The 17,364-nt window shown below is 63.6% G+C and carries 15 protein-coding genes and 1 other RNA gene; 10 read left to right on the top strand and 6 right to left on the bottom strand.

Annotated features, from left to right (window positions below; all coding sequences use genetic code 11):
• The 3 genes from ACFOEV_RS18625 to ACFOEV_RS18615 all read left to right on the top strand — a co-directional run bounded on the left by ACFOEV_RS18625 (position 1) and on the right by ACFOEV_RS18615 (position 4,297).
• Complete coding sequence (locus tag ACFOEV_RS18625) at positions 1 to 1,494, top strand: uroporphyrinogen-III C-methyltransferase (protein ID WP_386776397.1); 1,494 nt, start codon at positions 1 to 3, stop codon at positions 1,492 to 1,494.
• Positions 1,491 to 2,714 carry a heme biosynthesis HemY N-terminal domain-containing protein gene (locus ACFOEV_RS18620; RefSeq protein ID WP_386776396.1) on the top strand — a complete coding sequence of 408 codons (1,224 nt, stop codon included), beginning with the start codon at positions 1,491 to 1,493 and terminating at the stop codon, positions 2,712 to 2,714. The genes ACFOEV_RS18625 and ACFOEV_RS18620 overlap by 4 nt, the downstream gene beginning before the upstream one ends.
• A gap of 206 nt (positions 2,715 to 2,920) precedes the next feature.
• Complete coding sequence (locus ACFOEV_RS18615; protein WP_386776395.1) at positions 2,921 to 4,297, top strand: NCS2 family permease; 1,377 nt, start codon at positions 2,921 to 2,923, stop codon at positions 4,295 to 4,297.
• Positions 4,298 to 4,380: 83 nt separating this feature from the next.
• Here ACFOEV_RS18615 and ybiO read toward each other — a convergent pair whose 3' ends face one another.
• The gene (ybiO, locus tag ACFOEV_RS18610; protein WP_386776394.1) at positions 4,381 to 6,711 is read right to left on the bottom strand and encodes a mechanosensitive channel protein; all 2,331 of its coding nucleotides are present in this window, start codon (positions 6,709 to 6,711) and stop codon (positions 4,381 to 4,383) included.
• A gap of 166 nt (positions 6,712 to 6,877) precedes the next feature.
• Positions 6,878 to 7,426, bottom strand: a complete 549-nt coding sequence (rloA3, locus tag ACFOEV_RS18605; RefSeq protein WP_386776393.1) for a retropepsin-like aspartic peptidase RloA3 — start codon at positions 7,424 to 7,426, stop codon at positions 6,878 to 6,880.
• Positions 7,427 to 7,621: 195 nt separating this feature from the next.
• Between rloA3 and ACFOEV_RS18600 the strand changes: the two genes are divergently transcribed.
• Entirely contained in the window at positions 7,622 to 8,506 is an 885-nt protein-coding gene (locus tag ACFOEV_RS18600; protein WP_386776392.1) for a class I SAM-dependent methyltransferase, read from the top strand.
• 177 nt (positions 8,507 to 8,683) lie between these two features.
• Here ACFOEV_RS18600 and ssrA read toward each other — a convergent pair.
• Both ssrA and smpB read right to left on the bottom strand, forming a co-directional pair.
• Positions 8,684 to 9,064, bottom strand: a transfer-messenger RNA (tmRNA) gene (gene ssrA / locus ACFOEV_RS18595).
• Between the two features lie 60 nt (positions 9,065 to 9,124).
• On the bottom strand, positions 9,125 to 9,610 hold the full coding sequence (smpB, locus tag ACFOEV_RS18590; protein WP_386776391.1) for an SsrA-binding protein SmpB: 486 nt from the start codon (positions 9,608 to 9,610) through the stop codon (positions 9,125 to 9,127).
• 132 nt (positions 9,611 to 9,742) lie between these two features.
• Between smpB and ACFOEV_RS18585 the strand changes: the two genes are divergently transcribed.
• Both ACFOEV_RS18585 and ACFOEV_RS18580 read left to right on the top strand, forming a co-directional pair.
• Positions 9,743 to 10,174, top strand: coding sequence for a type II toxin-antitoxin system RatA family toxin (locus tag ACFOEV_RS18585; RefSeq protein ID WP_386776390.1), 432 nt, complete (start codon positions 9,743 to 9,745; stop codon positions 10,172 to 10,174).
• On the top strand, positions 10,167 to 10,505 hold the full coding sequence (locus ACFOEV_RS18580) for an RnfH family protein (protein WP_386776389.1): 339 nt from the start codon (positions 10,167 to 10,169) through the stop codon (positions 10,503 to 10,505). The genes ACFOEV_RS18585 and ACFOEV_RS18580 overlap by 8 nt, the downstream gene beginning before the upstream one ends.
• A 12-nt stretch (positions 10,506 to 10,517) precedes the next feature.
• Here the strand turns inward: ACFOEV_RS18580 and ACFOEV_RS18575 are convergent, their stop codons facing one another.
• Complete coding sequence (locus tag ACFOEV_RS18575; RefSeq protein WP_386776388.1) at positions 10,518 to 10,961, bottom strand: outer membrane protein assembly factor BamE; 444 nt, start codon at positions 10,959 to 10,961, stop codon at positions 10,518 to 10,520.
• A 72-nt stretch (positions 10,962 to 11,033) separates the two neighbouring features.
• Here ACFOEV_RS18575 and fur point away from each other — a divergent pair, with 72 nt between their 5' ends.
• The gene (gene fur / locus ACFOEV_RS18570; RefSeq protein ID WP_386776387.1) at positions 11,034 to 11,477 is read left to right on the top strand and encodes a ferric iron uptake transcriptional regulator; all 444 of its coding nucleotides are present in this window, start codon (positions 11,034 to 11,036) and stop codon (positions 11,475 to 11,477) included.
• A 115-nt stretch (positions 11,478 to 11,592) separates the two neighbouring features.
• On the opposite strand, the gene recN is transcribed toward fur, so the two are convergent.
• Positions 11,593 to 13,266: a DNA repair protein RecN gene (gene recN, locus ACFOEV_RS18565; RefSeq protein ID WP_386776504.1), complete on the bottom strand. Its 1,674-nt coding sequence runs from the start codon at positions 13,264 to 13,266 to the stop codon at positions 11,593 to 11,595.
• Between the two features lie 239 nt (positions 13,267 to 13,505).
• On the opposite strand from recN, the gene grpE reads away from it, so the two are divergent.
• From grpE to dnaJ, 3 genes are all read left to right on the top strand, one after another.
• Positions 13,506 to 14,129, top strand: coding sequence for a nucleotide exchange factor GrpE (grpE, locus tag ACFOEV_RS18560; protein WP_386776386.1), 624 nt, complete (start codon positions 13,506 to 13,508; stop codon positions 14,127 to 14,129).
• A gap of 114 nt (positions 14,130 to 14,243) precedes the next feature.
• Positions 14,244 to 16,172, top strand: a complete 1,929-nt coding sequence (gene dnaK, locus ACFOEV_RS18555; protein ID WP_386776385.1) for a molecular chaperone DnaK — start codon at positions 14,244 to 14,246, stop codon at positions 16,170 to 16,172.
• A gap of 94 nt (positions 16,173 to 16,266) precedes the next feature.
• The coding region (dnaJ, locus tag ACFOEV_RS18550) for a molecular chaperone DnaJ (protein ID WP_386776384.1) at positions 16,267 to 17,364 on the top strand (1,098 nt) is incomplete at its 3' end.

Below are 17,364 nucleotides of genomic sequence, written 5' to 3'. Positions count from 1 at the left end.
ATGAGCAAGCAACAACACGATCAGGACGAACAGCAGGCGCCCAGCGGCGCAGATGCCTCTCACTCGGACAAGGACGCGTCGACATCGGCACCCTCCGAGACCTCTGGTGCAACCGCGTCGGAACCCGCTTCCTCCGCGCCGGAAAACGACCAGCCGGAAAGCGGGAAGTCGCCGCGCTCGCGTTCGCGTAACCGGCGACGGGGCAAGAGTGCGGCCAACCAGACGGATTCCGGCCAGGCGCCGACGGGAGGGGGCGACAAGCCGTCCGCCGGTGATGACAAGCCTGCCCGTACCGACGAGCAGCCCGACAGTGCCGGCAAGAAGGCGGCCACTGCTTCCGCCGGCGATGAGCCGGCGTCAGGTGCCAGTAAAACCCCATCGGAGACCGGCAAGACGCCGCCTTCGGGTGGGGCTGCCGGCGGTGGCGGTGCTTCCGGTGGGGGCACGACGGGCGATGGTGGTCAGGCTGGCAAGCGACTTGGTGCCGCGGCCCTGGTGCTGGCGATCTTGCTGGCCGTTGCCACGCTGCTGGTCGGCTGGTATGGCTGGCAGCGCCTCGAGGCCCACCAGCAACGCCTGGCAGAGGTCGAGAGCAATGCCGAGGCCATCGCCGATCTGGAGTCGCGCTTCGATGCCAGCGAGCGCGAGCGTCAAGCGGCGCTCGACGACGCCCTGGCCTCGCTGCGTAGCGATTTCAGCGACTACCGCAGTGAAGTCGACAAGACCCTTGACCGGGTGCTCGACGAGCTGTCCAGCCAGCAGAACACCGACGAGCGCGAATGGTTGCATGCCGAGGCCGCTTATCTGCTGCGTCTGGCCAACCAGCGTCTGCAACTCGAACGCGATGTCGAGGGGGCCGCGTCGCTGTTGCGCACCGCCGATGCCCGTCTGCGCGATGCCGACAACCCCGCCCTGGTGCCGGTGCGCCGGGAGATTGCTTCCGAGCTGGCGGCACTCGAGGCCGTGCCGCGCATCGACCGCACCGGCTTGTATCTGTCCCTCAACGCCCAGCAGCAACAGCTCGCGCGGCTGCCGCTGAAGCAGGATGTCGAGCAGATCGCCGCTCAAGGGGGCAACAATGGTCCGCTGAGTGGCACCTGGCAGCAGCAACTGGCCCGCTTCGGGTCCGAGCTCAAGGAACTGGTGACGGTCCGGCGTCATGACGAGGCGCTCGAGGCGCTGATCACCCCGGAACAGGAATCCTATCTGCGTCAGAATGTGCGCCTGGTGCTCGAGCAGGCACAACTGGCCTTGCTCAAGGAGGAGCCCCAGCTCTACCAGGCCAGCCTCGACAAGGCGATCTCCATGGTGCGTGACTACTATGCCACCGACCGTAGCGGTGTCGAGGCCACGCTGAAGCGTCTGAACGAACTGCGCGAGGCAACGGTACGTCCCGAATTGCCGGACATCAGCGGCTCCCAGCAAGCCTTGGCCACCTTCATCGAGCGTCGCTTCGAGTCGCCGGCTCAGGACGAGCAGGGAGATGAAGCATGAGAAAGCTGATTCTCCTCGTCGTCTTCGGCCTCGCCATCGGGGCCTTGTTCGGGCAGTTGATGCACGCGGTGCCCGGCTATTGGTTGATACGAGTCGGCGATACGTCGCTGCAGACCTCGTTCTGGTTCGGGCTGATCCTGCTGTTGGCGGCCTTCCTGGCGCTGCATTTTTCGTTGCGAGTGGTGGCGCGTCTGCGCCATCCGGTGAGCCGGCTCAAGGTATGGAACAGCCGAACCCGTCATCGCACGGCCATGAGACGTACCGTGCGTGGTCTGGTGGCATTGGCCGAGGGACGCTGGAAGCGTGCCGAAAAGGCCCTGGTCAAGGCCGCGGACGATTCCAGCACTCCGCTGGTCAATTATCTTTCGGCGGCCCTGGCGGCACATTACCAGGGGCGTTACGACCAGGCCGATACGCTGCTCAAGCGTGCCCACCTGAGCACTGAAGGGGCCGATACCGCCGTCGGCATGGTGCAGGCCCAGTTGATGCTGGACCGCCAGCAGTTCGAAGAGGCCCTGGCCACCTTGACGCGACTCGACAAACAGCTTCCCGATCACCCGCAGATACTCAAGCTGCTCAAGCAGGCCTATCTCAGCGTCAACGACTGGGATGGCTTGCGGCGGCTGACACCGCGCCTGGCCAGTCAGCAGTTGATCGCCCAGGAGGAGCGTCAGGAGCTCGAGCAGCGTGCCTATCGCGAATTGATCGTCCAGGCGGCGCGTAATCCCAATGATATCGAGCGGGTGCGCAATCTGTGGGCCGACATGCCGGACCACCTGCGTGGCGACGTCGAGCTGGTGGTGCTGTATGCCGAAGCCCTGGTGCGTGGCGGCGAGGAGGGCATCGCCGAGCGCCTGCTGCGCCATTCGCTGAAGGAGCATTGGGATCATCGCCTGGTGTTGCGCTATGGGCTTCTCAATGTCGATGCCGCGCGGCAATTGGTGTATGCCGAGAAATGGCTCCAGGAGCGTCCCAACGACCCGGACCTGCTGCTCACCCTGGGGCGCCTGTCGTTGCGCAATGCCTACTGGGGCAAGGCACAGGAGTACTTCGAGGCCAGCCAGCGCCAGCGTTCCAGTGGCGTGGTGTGCGCCGAGCTGGCCCGGCTCTATGCCAATCTCGGCGAGCACAACAAGAGCCAGCTCTACTATCGCCAGAGCGTGGAGCTGCTCGACAAGTCACTACCCTCGTTACCCCAGCCCAGCGACATCAATCGCTGAGCCTACCGCTTTGCTCTCCTGGGTGCCGCAAGGCGCCCTTTTTTATGCCGGAACGTCCCCTGGTCATATTCGTTTCCCGAATACGCAACATCACGCCACCGTGTTGTCCAATCGGTCAAAAATTGCCTACCCTGTACCTCGTGACCGAAAACTTGACCAATCGATCAACTCGCTGACACCCACTCCAACAACAATGGGACAACACCATGGAACAGACCTCGACCGCTCGTCATGAGGCCTCCCTGCGCTCGGCTGCGGGATCGCCGTCACAGGAGCACTGGCTGAGCACCTACTTCGGAGTCCGCCGGCGCGGTTCCACCCTGCGTACGGAAATCCTGGCGGGGATCGCCACCTTTCTGGCCTCCATGTACATCATCGTCGTCAACCCGGCCATCCTCAGCGACGCCGGCATCCCCTTCTCCGCGGCCCTGTCGGCCACCGTGCTGATCAGTTTCATGAGCAGCCTGGCGATGGGCCTCTACGCACGCAACCCGATCCTGGTGGCGCCGGGCATGGGCATGAATGCACTGTTCACCTATACCCTGGTGCTCGGTGCCGGCCTGTCCTGGGAAGTGGCACTGGGCTGTGTGTTCTGGTCCGGGGTATTGTTCGCCCTGCTCGCGATGTTCAATGTGCGCAAGGCGATCATCGAGGCGATCCCGGCCTCGCTGCGCTATGCGATTACCTGTGGCATCGGCCTGTTCATCACCTTCATCGGCTTCAAGAACGCCGGCTTCATCGTCGGCAGCGAGGCCACCCTGGTGTCGTTGGGCAGCTTGGAGCCGTCGTTGATCACCTTCTTCATCGGCATGATGGCCACGGCGATCATGGTGATCCTGCGCTTCAACGGCGCGCTGATCCTGGGCATCGCCCTGACCACGCTGCTGGCCACGCCCATGGGCCGCCTGTGGGGCGGTGAAGTGGTCGTCGAGTGGAGCGGCCTGGCCGCCTGGCCCGACTTCAGCGCGGTGATGCAGGTCGACATCTGGGGGGCGCTGAAGGTCGCCTATCTACCGTTCATCTTCGTGATGCTGTTCACCAACTTCTTCGACGCCCTGTCGTGCTTCATGGCGCTGTCGGAGTCGGCCAATCTCAAGGACAAGGACGGCAATCCGCGCAACCTCAAGCGCTCGATGACGGTCGATGCCTTCGCCTCGATGGTCGCCGCGCCCTTGGGCACCAGCGCCGCCCAGACCTTCATCGAGTCCGGTGCCGGCGTGGCACAGGGTGGTCGTACCGGTCTGGTGGCGGTGGTCATCGCCGTGCTGTTCCTGCCGTTCCTGTTCCTGTCGCCGCTGCTGTCGCTGGTGCCGAGCATCGCCACCGCGCCGGCCCTGGTGCTGGTCGGCCTGTTCATGCTGGCGCCGATCACCAAGATCGACTGGACCCGCTACGACCAGGCCTTCCCGGCCTTTCTGGCGATCATCCTGATGCCGCTGACCTATTCGATCACCCTGGGGATCGCCTTCGGTTTCCTGAGCTTCGTGCTGATCAAGGTCTTCACTGGGCGCTTCGAGGAGATCAAGCCGGCGATGTGGGCCTCGGCGGCGCTCAGCGTGGTGATGCTGGTCACCACGCACTGAACCAAGCCGGCGCGCCGGTACCGCCAATGAAACAGGGGGCTGCCATCCGGCAGCCCCCTGTTTCATGATGGGATGAGGTAGCGTCAATCCTCGTCGAAGTCGCCCTTGAACTTCGGGTTGGGCTGGGCGCGAGGGTCGTCACTGTAGTCCTGGCCGTCATCGGTGCTGGGACGCGCTTCCCGTGCGACGTGCAAGCGGGCCGGTGGCGCGGTACCGTCCTTGTCCTCGCCGAAGTACAGCGTGGTGTGTGGGAAGGGGATCTCGATCCCGGCGGCATCGAAGTGCATCTTGACCAGGCGATTGTAGGCGCGGCCGGTCGCCCACTGGGTGCCCGGTGTGGTCTTGATGCGCACGCGGATGTTCACCGAACTGTCGGCCAGGGCGATAACGCCGGCCACTTCCAGCGGTGCCAGCAGGTTCATCTTGTGCTCGTCGTCATTGGCCAACTCGTCGAAGGCCTCGCGCAGCCTGACAATGGCCTCGTCGATGTTCTCACGGTAGGCGATGCCGTACTCGCCGACATGGTAGGCGAACTCGCGCATGTAGTTGGACACGGTGTCGACGCTGGAGAACGGCACGATGTGATAGGTGCCCGACAGGTCGCGGATACCGACCGAGCGGATGCTCAGCCGCTCGGCGGTACCGGTGATACCCCCTACGGTGACCACGTCGCCGGTGTTCATGGCGTTCTCGACCTGGATGAAGACACCGGTGATGATGTCCTGCACCAGTTTCTGGGCGCCAAAGCCGATCGCCAGGCCGAGTACCCCGGCACCGGCGATCAGTGGGCCGATGTTGATGCCGAGTTCCGAGAGCACGATCATCGCCGTCAAGGTGATGATGGCAACGGCCAGGGCGTTGCGGAACAGGCTGAGCAGGGTTCTGGCCCGTGCTGACGGCTCGCCACCTCCCGCATCAGGACTCAGGCGATGCTCGATCAGGCTGGCCAAGGTGAGCCAGATGACTGCAGCCACGACCAGGATCACGCCGATGCTGACGACTCTACCGATCAGATCACGACCAGACTGGGAAGCGTACCAGGCACTGAGGTCGAAGGCGCCCCAGGCGCTCAGCACCAGCATGACGACGATGATCAGAATGATTGCCCGGATCACCCGCAATGCGTTGGGGATGTAGGAATTGAGCCGTGGTTCCAGCTTCGGCAGCTTGTGGCGCAGATCCTCGGGCAGGGTGATGCGTCGGCCGATGGTCTGCGTCAGCAGGCTGGAAAGCAGAATGCCAGCGCCGACGACCAGCAGTGTCTTGAGCGTGGCCAGCATCACGAAGGGGAGTGCGTCGGCCGGGCGAACCAGGGTCACCAGCAGCACCATCAGGAAATAGGCGATGGCCAGCCAATGCCAGGCCCGGGCGAATAGCCGCAGCGACAGGCGTGTGGCACTCATGGTCGCCGCTTCGGCCTTGGCTTCGATGGCCTGGCGTAGTTTGAGGCGATTCTTGAGCACCACGGTCACGGCGTAGACGAAGGCGCCGAGCATGATCAGCGTGCCGATGCCCTGGCCCAGCGCCGGCGACAGGTAATAGTTGAGCAGTGGCACCACCACCATCAGGCCATACCCCACCAGGCCGATCAGGCGGGCAATCCAACGGTTCCAGTAGCTGGCATCCGCTGCCGTGAGCGGCAGCAGGCGAAGGCCTTCATAGCGCGACGAGAACAGCATGCGCACCGCGGCCTTGAGCAGCTCGATGATCAGGAAGGCGTTCAGGAACAGCGAGGCCCGGGTCGAGAGTTCGCCACTCTCACCGATGGCAAAGGTGGCAATCAGGTTGCCGCCGACATACGCCAGGGCCACGACCACCACGTCGATCGCTGCGGCGGCGGCCACGGCGATCACCAGGCGCAGGACCGGCGTGAGCCCATCGCCTAGCTGCGACCATTGGCTGATGCGGGCGAAGCCCGGCTTGGCGAGGCGCCGGAAGCCGAGGAACAACGCGAAGGTGGCGAGAATCACCAGCGCCAGGTTGAGCGCCGCATTGAAGAAGGCGCCCCTGTCGAAGGCGCCTTCTCCCGCCGCCGCCTCGCCGCTGAACAGTGCACCGATGGCCTTGATCAGGCGGTTGAACTGCCCGCCGATATCGCCGGCGATAGTGCTGGTGGCTTCCGCCAGGCGCCGCGGCAGCGAGGCCTGCTTGTCAGTCTGGCCGCTTGGCGCCGATGACGATTTCTCCCCGTTGTCCTGCTGGGGAGCGGCGCCCTCGGTTTGCGAGGCCAGGCTGCGCAACTGCTCGATCAGCTTGTTGCGGGCCTGCTCGTTCTCGAGCAGGTCGGCCAGTGTCGAGTAGGTGGAGGCATCGGCAGGGGGTTCGTTCTGTTGGGCCTGGAGGGGAAGGCTGACGACCATCAGTGTCATCAGCATCCAGCTCGCCAGCAGGCAGACAAGGCGCGATTGAAGCACGCTTCGACCTCCATGAATCAGCGTGGGAAGGCGGGGCCGGACCCGCGGTGCCAGGCACCCGGACTCGCAGCCCATCCGTATCGGCATCGGTTCGCATCATTCTATACACGTATTGTACAGCTAGCGATGCTCCTGTCAGGCGATGGAGAAGGCCGCGTGTCGCTTCTCAGTCATCGTCCTCATAGGCGACCCGCGGCGAATCGTCATCGCACTCGGGTTGATGCTGGAAGGTCCGGGTCGCGTCGAGGAGTCCCAGGTGCTCGATGGTGCGCCGTCCCAGCAGCACCGGGTAGAGCATGTTCTCCCGGTTGCGCAGGCTGAAATCCTCCTCGTAGAGGGTGTCGCCGACACAGATCGTCATGATCACCGTGACCCGGTGGGTCTCGCCACCGGCACCGCGCAGCAGGAGCTTGCGATTGACCGGCCGCTCGAGCGTCTCGGTGGTCACCTCGCCGCTATCCTCGTCTTCGAGTTCGAGTCGAAAGCGCACCCACTCCTCGCCGTCCTTTTCGAAGCGTTCGATATCGCGAGCATCCAGCGACGAGGTCAGGGCGCCACTGTCGAGCTTGGCCTTCACTTCCACACCCCAAGGTTCGACGGTCGCTTTTTCCACCCAACCGAAGACCTTGTCCTCGCTGGCATCGGCAACGGCGGCTCCACCCAGCAGCAGGGCGCAGGCCATGGCTAACAGTGAATGATGGATACCCTTGTGCATTGGACCTCCCTCTCGTATGGCACGGCAGCGTAGATTGCCGCAGGAGAAAATAATTCCATCCAAGGGCGGGCGGGGCAAGCGGGAAAGGGCCTTTCCGCCAATACGCCATTCTTGCCAAGGCCTTACCGAACTGCTGCTAAGCTAAGTTCAAGGCCTTGCGCAAGGCAGGGCGCTGGTTCAGGTGGAGAAGCTGCCATGACCGAGAACTCATCCGATCCGGCACAGGGGGCGGAGGCAGCCCGTCGGGGCTGGGACTCCGTGGCCGCTGGTTGGAAGAAGTGGGCGCCAACCATCGAATCGGCCGCCCAGGTGATCAACGACCGGCTGGTGGACATGGCCCGACTCGATGCCGGACACAAGGTGCTCGACATCGCCACGGGCTATGGCGAGCCCTTGATGAGCATCCTCGAGCGGGTGGGCTCCAGCGGAACGGTGGTGGCGACGGACCTTTCGCCGGAGATGATTGCACTGGCCCGTGAACGGGTCGCCAAGGCTGGCATGACGAACGTTTCCTTCTACGCGTGCAACGGTGAGGTGCTGGAGATTCCGGAAGCCGGTTTCGACGCTGCCCTGTGCCGGTGGGGGTTGATGTTGATGGCCGACCCGGATGCGTGTCTGAGTCGGGTCCATGAGTTGTTGAAGCCAGGTGGTCGCGTTGCCATGGCGGTTTTCAGCGAGCCCGCGAAGTCGCCGTTGCTGTCGGTGGCGGGCGCGACGGTGCGCCGTGCGGTCGGGGTCGGGCCACCGGATCCCGACGAACCGAATATCTTCCGGCTTGCCGACAGCGCGGACCTCGAGCGGCGGTTCCAGGCGGCGGGCTTCGATCAGATAGCGCTCGAGCAAGTCGCCAGCGAATGTGTCCATGACTCACCCGATGCCTATGTCCACTTCCTGCAGGATATTGCCCGGGACATCGTGAGGCTCCTCGACGGGCAGTCGCCCGAGCAGCAGCAAGACATCTGGCAGGCTGTCGCCAAGGCCGTGGAGCCATACCAGGCGGAGGATGGGCGGGTTCATCTCGGCCTCGAGTGTCACTGCATTGCCGCGCGCAAGCCACCTGGGGACGAGGCCGCCTGGTAAGTCTCTGGCCCGGAAGAGCCTAAATCACTGGTCGCCGTTGGGGCAAAGGTGATCAGCAATCCAGCGGGTGCTGGCACGGAAATAGGTGTGGTGCCTGGCGCGCTCGGGTTCGAGAGGATGGACAGGTGGGTTGGAAAACGAAAAAAGCACCCGTAGGTGCTTGATTCGTATGCTTGTTGGTGGAGGCGGCGGGAATTGAACCCGCGTCCGCCGGTACTCGCTCTTCGGCTCTACATGCTTAGGTCCGTCTTCTGGTTTAACGCCACTGGCTCCGACGGGCAGGATCCAGCAACGCGATTCCTCAAAGGTTTAGCGATTGACGTGAGGACGCCGCCAACCGCGATCCCATCAGCTTTAGCTCATATCCCGTCGGCGATGAATGGGCACATCGCGTTCGGGCCGGGCAAGAAGCTAACAGCTATTTAAGCTGCCAGCGCGCCCTGAGCGTAGTTGTCGTCGTTTGCGACTATTTAGTCGTGATGTTGGATTTACGAGATACATCACGCTCTCGGCATGCACCTAGGAGGTTGTCACCGGCGTCGAAGCCATGTCGCCCCCGTGGAACCTGTGCATTCTAACAGGTGGGGATGAGGCAATGCTAGTTCAAGCCCCACTCATCTACGTATTGTCGCGCATGATGCGCGCCTTCTGGCGGTTCCAGTCGCGCTCCTTCTCGGTGGCGCGCTTGTCGTGCTGCTTCTTGCCCGTGACCAGGGCCAGCTCGCACTTGATCAGGTTCTTCTTCCAGTACAGTTTCAGCGGCACGCAGGTGTGCCCCTTGTCCTGGGTGCGCGAGAAGATCTTGGCGATCTCCTTGCGGTGTAGCAGCAGCTTGCGGGTACGCGTCGGGTCGGCGATTTCATGCGTGCTGGCGGTGTTGAGCGGCGTGATATGGCTACCCAGCAGCCAGGCCTCACCGTTCTTGATCAGGATATAGGTGTCGGTGAGCTGGGCCTTGCCGGCGCGCAGGCTCTTCACCTCCCAACCTGACAATGCCAGGCCCGCTTCGAAGGTCTCCTGAATATGGTATTCGAAGCGCGCCTTCTTGTTCTGGGCGATGACGTTGTTGCCGGGCCCTTTGCTCTTGCCTTTCTTGTTGGCCATGAAACCTCGTTGATCGATATGCCTCGTGGTGGCGACCCCTCCGAGATGGGGGGAAGCGTGGTACCATTCAAGGCTTGACGAAATAACTGCCCATGATACGCCCAAGGCCTTGTAAAGTCAGCGGAGAGGTACATGCCAACGGTCAATCGGTCCGCCCTGGTGCGGCATTCTCCCCAGGCGATGTTCGACCTGGTCAACGATTTCGAGCGCTATCCAGAGTTTCTGCCCGGGTGTCGTCGGGCACGCCTGATCGAGCAGGATGATGTCCACCTTATCGGGGAACTGACGTTGGCCAAGGCCGGTGTCGAGCAGAGCTTTACCACCCGCAATGACCTGTATTCGCCGGAGCGTATCGAGTTGTCGCTGGTCAAGGGGCCCTTTCGTCGCTTGCGCGGGCGCTGGTTGTTCACGCCGATGGGCGAGAATGCCTGCAAGGTGAGCCTGGAGATGGAGTTCGAGTTCGCCAATCGGCTATTGGGCATGGCCTTCGGCAAGTTGTTCCAGCAGGTGGCGGGGCAGTTGGTAGACTCCTTTACACGGCGTGCCGACGAGATCTATGGCTGACTCCGAACGCGAAGAGGAGCGGTTCGGGAGCCTGGTGGTGGAAGTCGCCTTTGCGCTGCCCGAACGGCAGAAGATCGTGACCCTGGAAGTGCCCCGAGGCACCACCGCGCGCGGGGCGGTGGCGCTCGCCGATCTGCCGCGGTATTTCCCCGAGCTGCCGGAGGAAACCTTTGCCGAGGCCGGCCTGGGGATCTTCGGCAAGCTGCTGCGCGACCCCGACCACCATGAGCTACAGGCGGGGGATCGTGTCGAGGTCTACCGGCCGCTCAAGATCGACCCCAAGGATGCCCGCAAACAGCGAGCATCACGCAGGGGCGACCACCAGCACTAACGGGTTTTCCCCTTAGGGCGCCCCCTCCTCGATCTCCTCGGGCGAAGGCTGGGGGGTCATGAGATTGTCTTCGGGGCCGACGCCTTCCGGGGTGGGGCCGGGGCCGTCGGGAGCCGTAAGGTCGATATCGCCTGACAGGTCGCCTTCGGTGGTGATGTTCACCAGGCGATCGTTGGCGAAGGTCAGTGTCACGCGCCGCTGATCCACGCCGCCGTAGGCTTCATCGAGCCGGAACAGATAGTCCCACTGGTCGGCATCGAAGGGGGCCTCGAGCAGCGGACTGCCCATCACGTATTTGACCTGCTCGCGGCTCATGCCTGGCTGGAGTTCGGCAACCATGTCCTGGGTCACCAGGTTGCCCTGGGTCAGGTCGCGCTTGTACACGCCGAGGTAGCTGCAGCCGCCGACCAGCGACAGCGCGACGGAAAGGGTGACTGTTTTAATCAGCTTTTGCATTTGCGCCTGTTCTTCACTATCGTTGAGTCGGTCGATGATACCCGACCCTACACGTTACTGCGAAGAGCAACCATGGCCGATCAGAACCATGAATTGCGCAAAGCGGGTCTGAAAGTGACCCTGCCGCGCGTCAAGATCCTTCAGATTCTCGAGAATGCGCCCGATCAGCACCACCTGAGTGCCGAGGACGTTTACAAGGCGTTGCTGGAAGCCGGAGAGGATGTCGGGCTGGCGACCGTCTATCGCGTCTTGACGCAGTTCGAATCCGCCGGCCTGGTGATTCGTCATAACTTCGATGGTGGCCATGCGGTCTTCGAAATCTCCCAGGAAGAGCATCATGACCATATGGTGTGCCTGGAGAGCGGCGAGATCATCGAGTTCTTCGATGAAACCATCGAACGTCGCCAGCAGGAGATCGCCGAAGAGCATGACTTCGAACTCGTCGACCATGCTCTGGTGCTCTATGTACGCCCCAAGGGCTCCAAGGCGACTCGCCAGGAAAACATCAAGAAGTAACCCGCAGCGCCCGAGAATGGACGACGCCGGCCTCGAGACGTCGAGGGCGGCGGTGCCTGCCTGCGTCTTGTCATAGTACCTGATGATGTAGAGTGCCTACTCATCACCGTAGTGCCTAGTGATGGGCGCGCTGGCTGGCATCGAGCATTTCGCGAGCGTGGGCCAGGGTGTGTTCGGATAGCTTGACGCCGCCCAGCATGCGCGCCAGTTCGCTGACCCGGCCAGCCTCATCGAGCAGCGCCATCTGGGTCAGGGTGGTGTCGTCGCGTGCCTGTTTCTCGATGTGCAGGTGCTGATGTGCCTGAGCCGCCACCTGAGGCAGGTGGGTGACGGTCATTACCTGCCCCTGAGCACCGAGGCGCTTGAGCAGTTGGCCGACGATCTCGGCAGTGGCGCCGGAAATGCCGACATCGACCTCGTCGAATACCAGGGTGGGAATGGTCGAATGGCTGGCGGCCACCACCTGGATGGCCAGGCTGATGCGCGACAGTTCGCCCCCGGAGGCGACCTTGGTCAAGGGCCGAGCAGGTTGGCCCGGGTTGGCGCTGATCAGAAAGCATACGCTGTCCAGGCCGTTGGGCGCCGGCGTATCGCTGCTCTCTACCTGCACCCGGAAGCTGGCCTTGCCCATGGCCAGGAAGGCCAGTTGATCCTGTACTTCCCTGCCGAAGCGAACCGCCGCCTCGCGGCGCGCTTCGGCAATCGCCCGAGCCTGCTGGCGCCAGTTGTCGCGTAGCGCTTCGACTTCGGCAGTCAGCGCCTCGAGATCGTGTTCGTCGCCTTCCAGCCCGGCGAGCTCGGCGTGCAGCCGCTGATGCAGGCCGGTGAGCTCTTCGGGCATCACGTGGTGCTTGCGCGCGATGCGGTGGACTTCGCCCAGGCGCTCTTCGACCTGGGCCAGGCGCTCGGGGTCGAGCTCGGTGGTGTCGACGAAGCGATGCAACTCGCGGGCGGCTTCCTCGATCTGGATTCGCGCGTCGTCCAGCATGCCCAGCGCTTCGGCCAGGTGGCCACGCTCGCTGCCGGGCAGCGGGCCGAGCCGGTTGACCGCCTGGGTCAGCAGGTGCAGGGCGCCGGCCTCGTCGTGGTCGCAGCATTCGGCCGCGAACTGCGCCTCGCGTAGCGTCTCCTCGGCATGCGCCAGCGCTTCCTGTTCCTCTTCCAGCGCCTTGAGTTCGCCGTCCTCCAGCGCCAGCTGGTCGAGTTCCTCGACCTGGTAGCGCAGCAGTTGCCGGCGTGCCTGCATCTCATCCCCGTCCTCGGCCAGCCGCTTGAGTCGGCGCCGCCGGTCCTGCCACTGGCGATAGGTGGCGGCGAGTTCCGCCACGGCCGGCGCATGGCCGGCGAAGTCATCGAGCAGGCGCAGATGGGTGTCCTCGCGCAGCAGCGCCTGGTGGGCATGCTGGCCGTGGATCTCGATCAGGTGTTCGCCGAGGCCCTTGAGGTCCGCGACGGTCGTGGGTTGGCCGTTGATCCAGGCCTTGGAGCGACCGGAGGCGGTGATCACCCGCCGCAGCAGGCAGTCGTCGCTGGGCAGTTCGCGGCCTTCCAGCCAGGCGCGGGCTTGGGGTAGGGCGGAGATGTCGAAGCGTGCGGAGAGGTCGGCACGCTCGCTGCCATGGCGCACGCTGCCGGCATCGGCGCGTTCGCCCAGACACAGGCCGAGCGCGCCGAGCAGGATCGACTTGCCGGCGCCGGTCTCGCCGGTGATGGCGGTCATGCCGCCATGCAGCTCCAGATCCAGGCTATCGACAATGGCGTAATCGCGAATCGCAAGCTGCACCAGCATGATCACCTCCAGGCGTTCTCCTGCGCGACGCAGGTTTCCCATGACATGTCATTCTGTGTGTTTATACAGTAGTTGATGGGGGGCTTCAATCGCCAGTCGCCAAGGGATTGTCGGTGATGCCTTGAGATCAATGCGGTTACCCCCATATAGCCTGCAACTCCGGTTATCACACCGTTCTTCGTTAACCAAACGTACACCAACTGCGGCCTGTGGCCGTTGTGCGCTGTCAGGAGATGTTCATGGCTAAAGAACCTCAGACACCCGTCGAAGAGGAAGTGGAGCGCGCCGAACGCGAGGAAGCAGAGCCTCAGCCGGAGCCCCAGGACACCGTGGAAGGGGCTGATGAGGCCGCCGAGGAAGCGGCGGCGGATGCCGAGAATCTGGAAGAACCCGACGCCGAGGTGCTGACCGCGCGCGTCGAGGAGTTGGAACAGAGCCTGGCCGAAACCAAGGAGCAGGCGTTGCGCGCCGCCGCCGAGGCACAGAACGTGCGCCGCCGTGCCGAGCAGGACGTCGACAAGGCGCGCAAGTTCGCGCTGGAAAGGTTCGTCAAGGAATTGCTGCCGGTGGTCGACAGCCTCGAGAAGGCGCTGGATGCCATGCAAGAGGGCGCCGACGAGACGCATCGCGAAGGTGTCTCCATGACGCTGAAGATGCAGCTCGACGTGCTGAACAAGTTCGGTGTCGAGGTGGTCGAGCCCGAGGGCGAGCCCTTCGATCCGCAGTACCACGAAGCCATGGCGATGGTGCCCAATCCCGAGCTCGAGCCCAACACCGTGATGGAGGTGGTGCAGAAGGGCTATCTGCTCAATGGCCGATTGGTGCGACCCGCCATGGTGGTGGTCAGTCAGGAATCGAGCTGACGAAACCAATCGCGGGGGCGGACTTGAAATGATTCCGGCGGCCCCCACATAGACGTCAACACTGCGGCGAATGTCGCGAATACTGGACAAAGCAACGAATTTCGAGGATTTCCTATGGGACGCATCATCGGTATTGACCTGGGGACTACCAACTCCTGTGTCGCCGTTCTCGACGGCGAGAGTGCCAAAGTCATCGAGAACGCCGAAGGTGGCCGCACCACGCCGTCCATCATCGCCTACACCGATGATGGCGAGATTCTGGTGGGCCAGGCGGCCAAGCGCCAGGCGGTCACTAACCCGAAGAACACGCTATATGCCATCAAGCGTCTGATCGGTCGGCGCTTCCAGGACGATGTCGTGCAGAAGGACATCAAGATGGTGCCCTACGCCATCACCGAAGCCGACAACGGTGACGCCTGGGTGGAAGTCAAGGGCAAGAAGCTGGCGCCGCCGCAGGTCAGCGCCGAAGTGCTGAAGAAGATGAAGAAGACCGCCGAGGATTACCTGGGTGAGGAAGTCACCGAGGCGGTGATCACCGTGCCGGCCTACTTCAACGACTCGCAGCGTCAGGCCACCAAGGACGCCGGGCGTATCGCCGGGCTCGAGGTCAAACGCATCATCAACGAGCCGACCGCAGCGGCGCTGGCCTATGGCATGGACAAGTCGCGCGGTGACAAGACCCTCGCCGTCTATGACCTGGGCGGCGGTACCTTCGATATTTCGATCATCGAAGTGGCCGATGTCGATGGCGAGACCCAGTTCGAAGTGCTGTCCACCAACGGCGACACCTTCCTGGGTGGTGAAGACTTCGACATGCAACTGATCAACTACCTGGTCGATCAGTTCAAGCACGACAGCGGCATCGACCTGTCCGGCGACAATCTGGCCATGCAGCGCCTCAAGGAGGCCGCCGAGAAGGCCAAGATCGAGCTGTCCAGCGCCCAGCAGACCGATGTCAATCTGCCCTACATCACCGCCGACAATACCGGGCCCAAGCACCTCAATGTCAAGGTGACCCGGGCCAAACTGGAGTCGCTGGTCGAAGACTTGGTGCAGCGCTCCATCGGGCCGTGCAAGACCGCTCTGCAGGATGCCGGCCTGTCCGCGTCCGAGATCGACGATGTGATCCTGGTCGGCGGCCAGACGCGCATGCCGCTGGTGCAGAAGAAGGTCGCCGAGTTCTTCGGCAAGGATGCCCGCAAGGACGTCAACCCGGACGAGGCCGTGGCCGTGGGTGCTGCCATCCAGGGTGGCGTGCTCGGCGGTGGCGTCAAGGACGTCCTGCTGCTCGACGTGACGCCGCTGACGCTCGGCATCGAGACCCTGGGTGGGGTGATGACGCCGCTGATCGAGAAGAACTCGACCATTCCGACCAAGAAGACCCAGACCTTCTCGACCGCGGACGACAACCAGACGGCGGTGACCATTCACGTGTTGCAGGGCGAGCGCAAGCAGGCCAGCCAGAACAAGTCGCTGGGCCGCTTCGACCTGGCCGACATTCCGCCGGCACCGCGCGGCGTGCCGCAGATCGAGGTCGCCTTCGATATCGATGCCAACGGCATCCTGCACGTCTCCGCCAAGGACAAGGCCACCAACAAGGAGCAGTCGATCGTCATCAAGGCCTCCAGCGGTTTGACCGAGGAGGAAATCGAACAGATGCAGCGTGATGCCGAGGCGCATGCCGAGGAAGACAAGAAGTTCGAGGAGCTGGTGCAGTTGCGCAACCAGGCCGATGGCATGGTCCATGCCGCGCGCAAGACGCTGCAGGAAGCCGGCGACAAGGCCAGCGCCGACGAGAAGCAGAAGATCGAGTCTGCGATCGCCGAGCTGGAAGAGGCCGTCAAGGGCGACGATTCGCAGGCCATCCAGGCCAAGCTGGATGCCTTGACCGAAGCTTCCGGCGAGCTGGCCCAGAAGATGTACGCCGAACAGGCCGAAGGCGCTCAAGCGGCGGGTGACGAAACCGCTGCCGGCGAGAAGAAGGAAGACGACGTGGTCGATGCCGAGTACGAAGAAGTCAACGACGACCAGAAGAAGCAGTAACCACGACGTCAGAAGCTATGGACGACGCCAGCGCGGGGGCCGCATGACTCCCGCGTTGGCGTTTGCGTAGCGCCGATAGGAGGTGGACAGATCGATGTCCAAACGTGACTACTACGAGGTGCTGGGCCTCGACCGTGAAGCCGATCAGAAAGAGATCAAGAAGGCGTATCGGCGCTTGGCCCAGAAATATCATCCCGACCGCAATCCCGGTGACGAGACAGCGGCCGAGAAGTTCCGCGAAGTCTCCGAGGCCTACGAGGTCCTGACCGACAGCGAGAAGCGTGCCGCCTACGACCAGTTCGGCCATGCCGGGGTCGAGGGGCAGGCCGGCGGTTTCGGTGGCGGCGGCTTCGGCGGTGCCGGCGCCGGCGGCTTCAGCGATATCTTCGGCGACGTGTTCGGCGACATCTTCGGGGGCGGCGGCGCTGGCCGGCGCAATCCCCATGCCCCGCAGCGCGGCAGTGACTTGCGCTACAACCTCGAGCTCGATCTCGAGGATGCCGTGGCCGGTACCACCGTGGATATCCGCGTGCCGCGTCACGTGGAATGCGGCCGGTGTGATGGGCGCGGTGCCGAGCCGGGATCCAGCAAGGAGACCTGTCCGACCTGCGGTGGCCATGGCCAGGTGCGCATGCAGCAGGGCTTCTTTGCCGTGCAGCAGACGTGCCCGACCTGCCACGGCAGCGGGCAGATGATCAAGGTACCCTGCCACGAATGCCACGGCGAAGGCCGTGTGCGCGAGACCCGCACGCTGTCGGTGAAGATTCCCGCCGGCGTGGATACCGGCGATCGCATCCGCTTGAACGGCGAAGGCGAGGCCGGCATCAACGGCGGTCCCCCCGGCGATCTCTATGTGCAGGTGGCGATCAAGCCCCACCCGATCTTCGAGCGTGATGGCCGTCACTTGCAATGCGAGGTGCCGATCAACTTCGTCGACGCCGCGCTCGGTGGCGAGCTGGAAGTGCCGACGCTCAATGGCCGGGTCAAGCTCAAGATTCCGCCCGAGACCCAGACCGGCAAGGTGTTCCGCCTCAAGGGCAAGGGCGTCAAGCCGGTACGTGGCGGCCCCCCCGGCGACTTGCTGTGCAAGGTGGTGCTGGAAACCCCGGTCAAGCTCAACGAGGATCAGAAGGAGCTGCTGCGCCGCTTCCAGGACAGCCTCGGCGAGAGCAACAGCCACTCGCCGAAGAAG

The organism is Litchfieldella rifensis, assembly GCF_042646605.1.
Classification (GTDB): domain Bacteria; phylum Pseudomonadota; class Gammaproteobacteria; order Pseudomonadales; family Halomonadaceae; genus Litchfieldella; species Litchfieldella rifensis.
Note: the sequence above shows the minus strand (reverse complement) of the source record. Positions and strands in the feature narration are given on the sequence as shown.

What these genes read in the sequence shown, in the direction of transcription:
- ACFOEV_RS18625 (WP_386776397.1), top strand. Translation starts at nt 1, where the DNA reads ATGAGCAAGCAACAACACGATCAGGACGAACAGCAGGCGCCCAGCGGC.
- ACFOEV_RS18620 (WP_386776396.1), top strand. Translation starts at nt 1,491, where the DNA reads ATGAGAAAGCTGATTCTCCTCGTCGTCTTCGGCCTCGCCATCGGGGCC.
- ACFOEV_RS18615 (WP_386776395.1), top strand. Translation starts at nt 2,921, where the DNA reads ATGGAACAGACCTCGACCGCTCGTCATGAGGCCTCCCTGCGCTCGGCT.
- rloA3 (WP_386776393.1), bottom strand. Translation starts at nt 7,426, where the DNA reads ATGCACAAGGGTATCCATCATTCACTGTTAGCCATGGCCTGCGCCCTG.
- ACFOEV_RS18600 (WP_386776392.1), top strand. Translation starts at nt 7,622, where the DNA reads ATGACCGAGAACTCATCCGATCCGGCACAGGGGGCGGAGGCAGCCCGT.
- smpB (WP_386776391.1), bottom strand. Translation starts at nt 9,610, where the DNA reads ATGGCCAACAAGAAAGGCAAGAGCAAAGGGCCCGGCAACAACGTCATC.
- ACFOEV_RS18585 (WP_386776390.1), top strand. Translation starts at nt 9,743, where the DNA reads ATGCCAACGGTCAATCGGTCCGCCCTGGTGCGGCATTCTCCCCAGGCG.
- ACFOEV_RS18580 (WP_386776389.1), top strand. Translation starts at nt 10,167, where the DNA reads ATGGCTGACTCCGAACGCGAAGAGGAGCGGTTCGGGAGCCTGGTGGTG.
- ACFOEV_RS18575 (WP_386776388.1), bottom strand. Translation starts at nt 10,961, where the DNA reads ATGCAAAAGCTGATTAAAACAGTCACCCTTTCCGTCGCGCTGTCGCTG.
- fur (WP_386776387.1), top strand. Translation starts at nt 11,034, where the DNA reads ATGGCCGATCAGAACCATGAATTGCGCAAAGCGGGTCTGAAAGTGACC.
- recN (WP_386776504.1), bottom strand. Translation starts at nt 13,266, where the DNA reads ATGCTGGTGCAGCTTGCGATTCGCGATTACGCCATTGTCGATAGCCTG.
- grpE (WP_386776386.1), top strand. Translation starts at nt 13,506, where the DNA reads ATGGCTAAAGAACCTCAGACACCCGTCGAAGAGGAAGTGGAGCGCGCC.
- dnaK (WP_386776385.1), top strand. Translation starts at nt 14,244, where the DNA reads ATGGGACGCATCATCGGTATTGACCTGGGGACTACCAACTCCTGTGTC.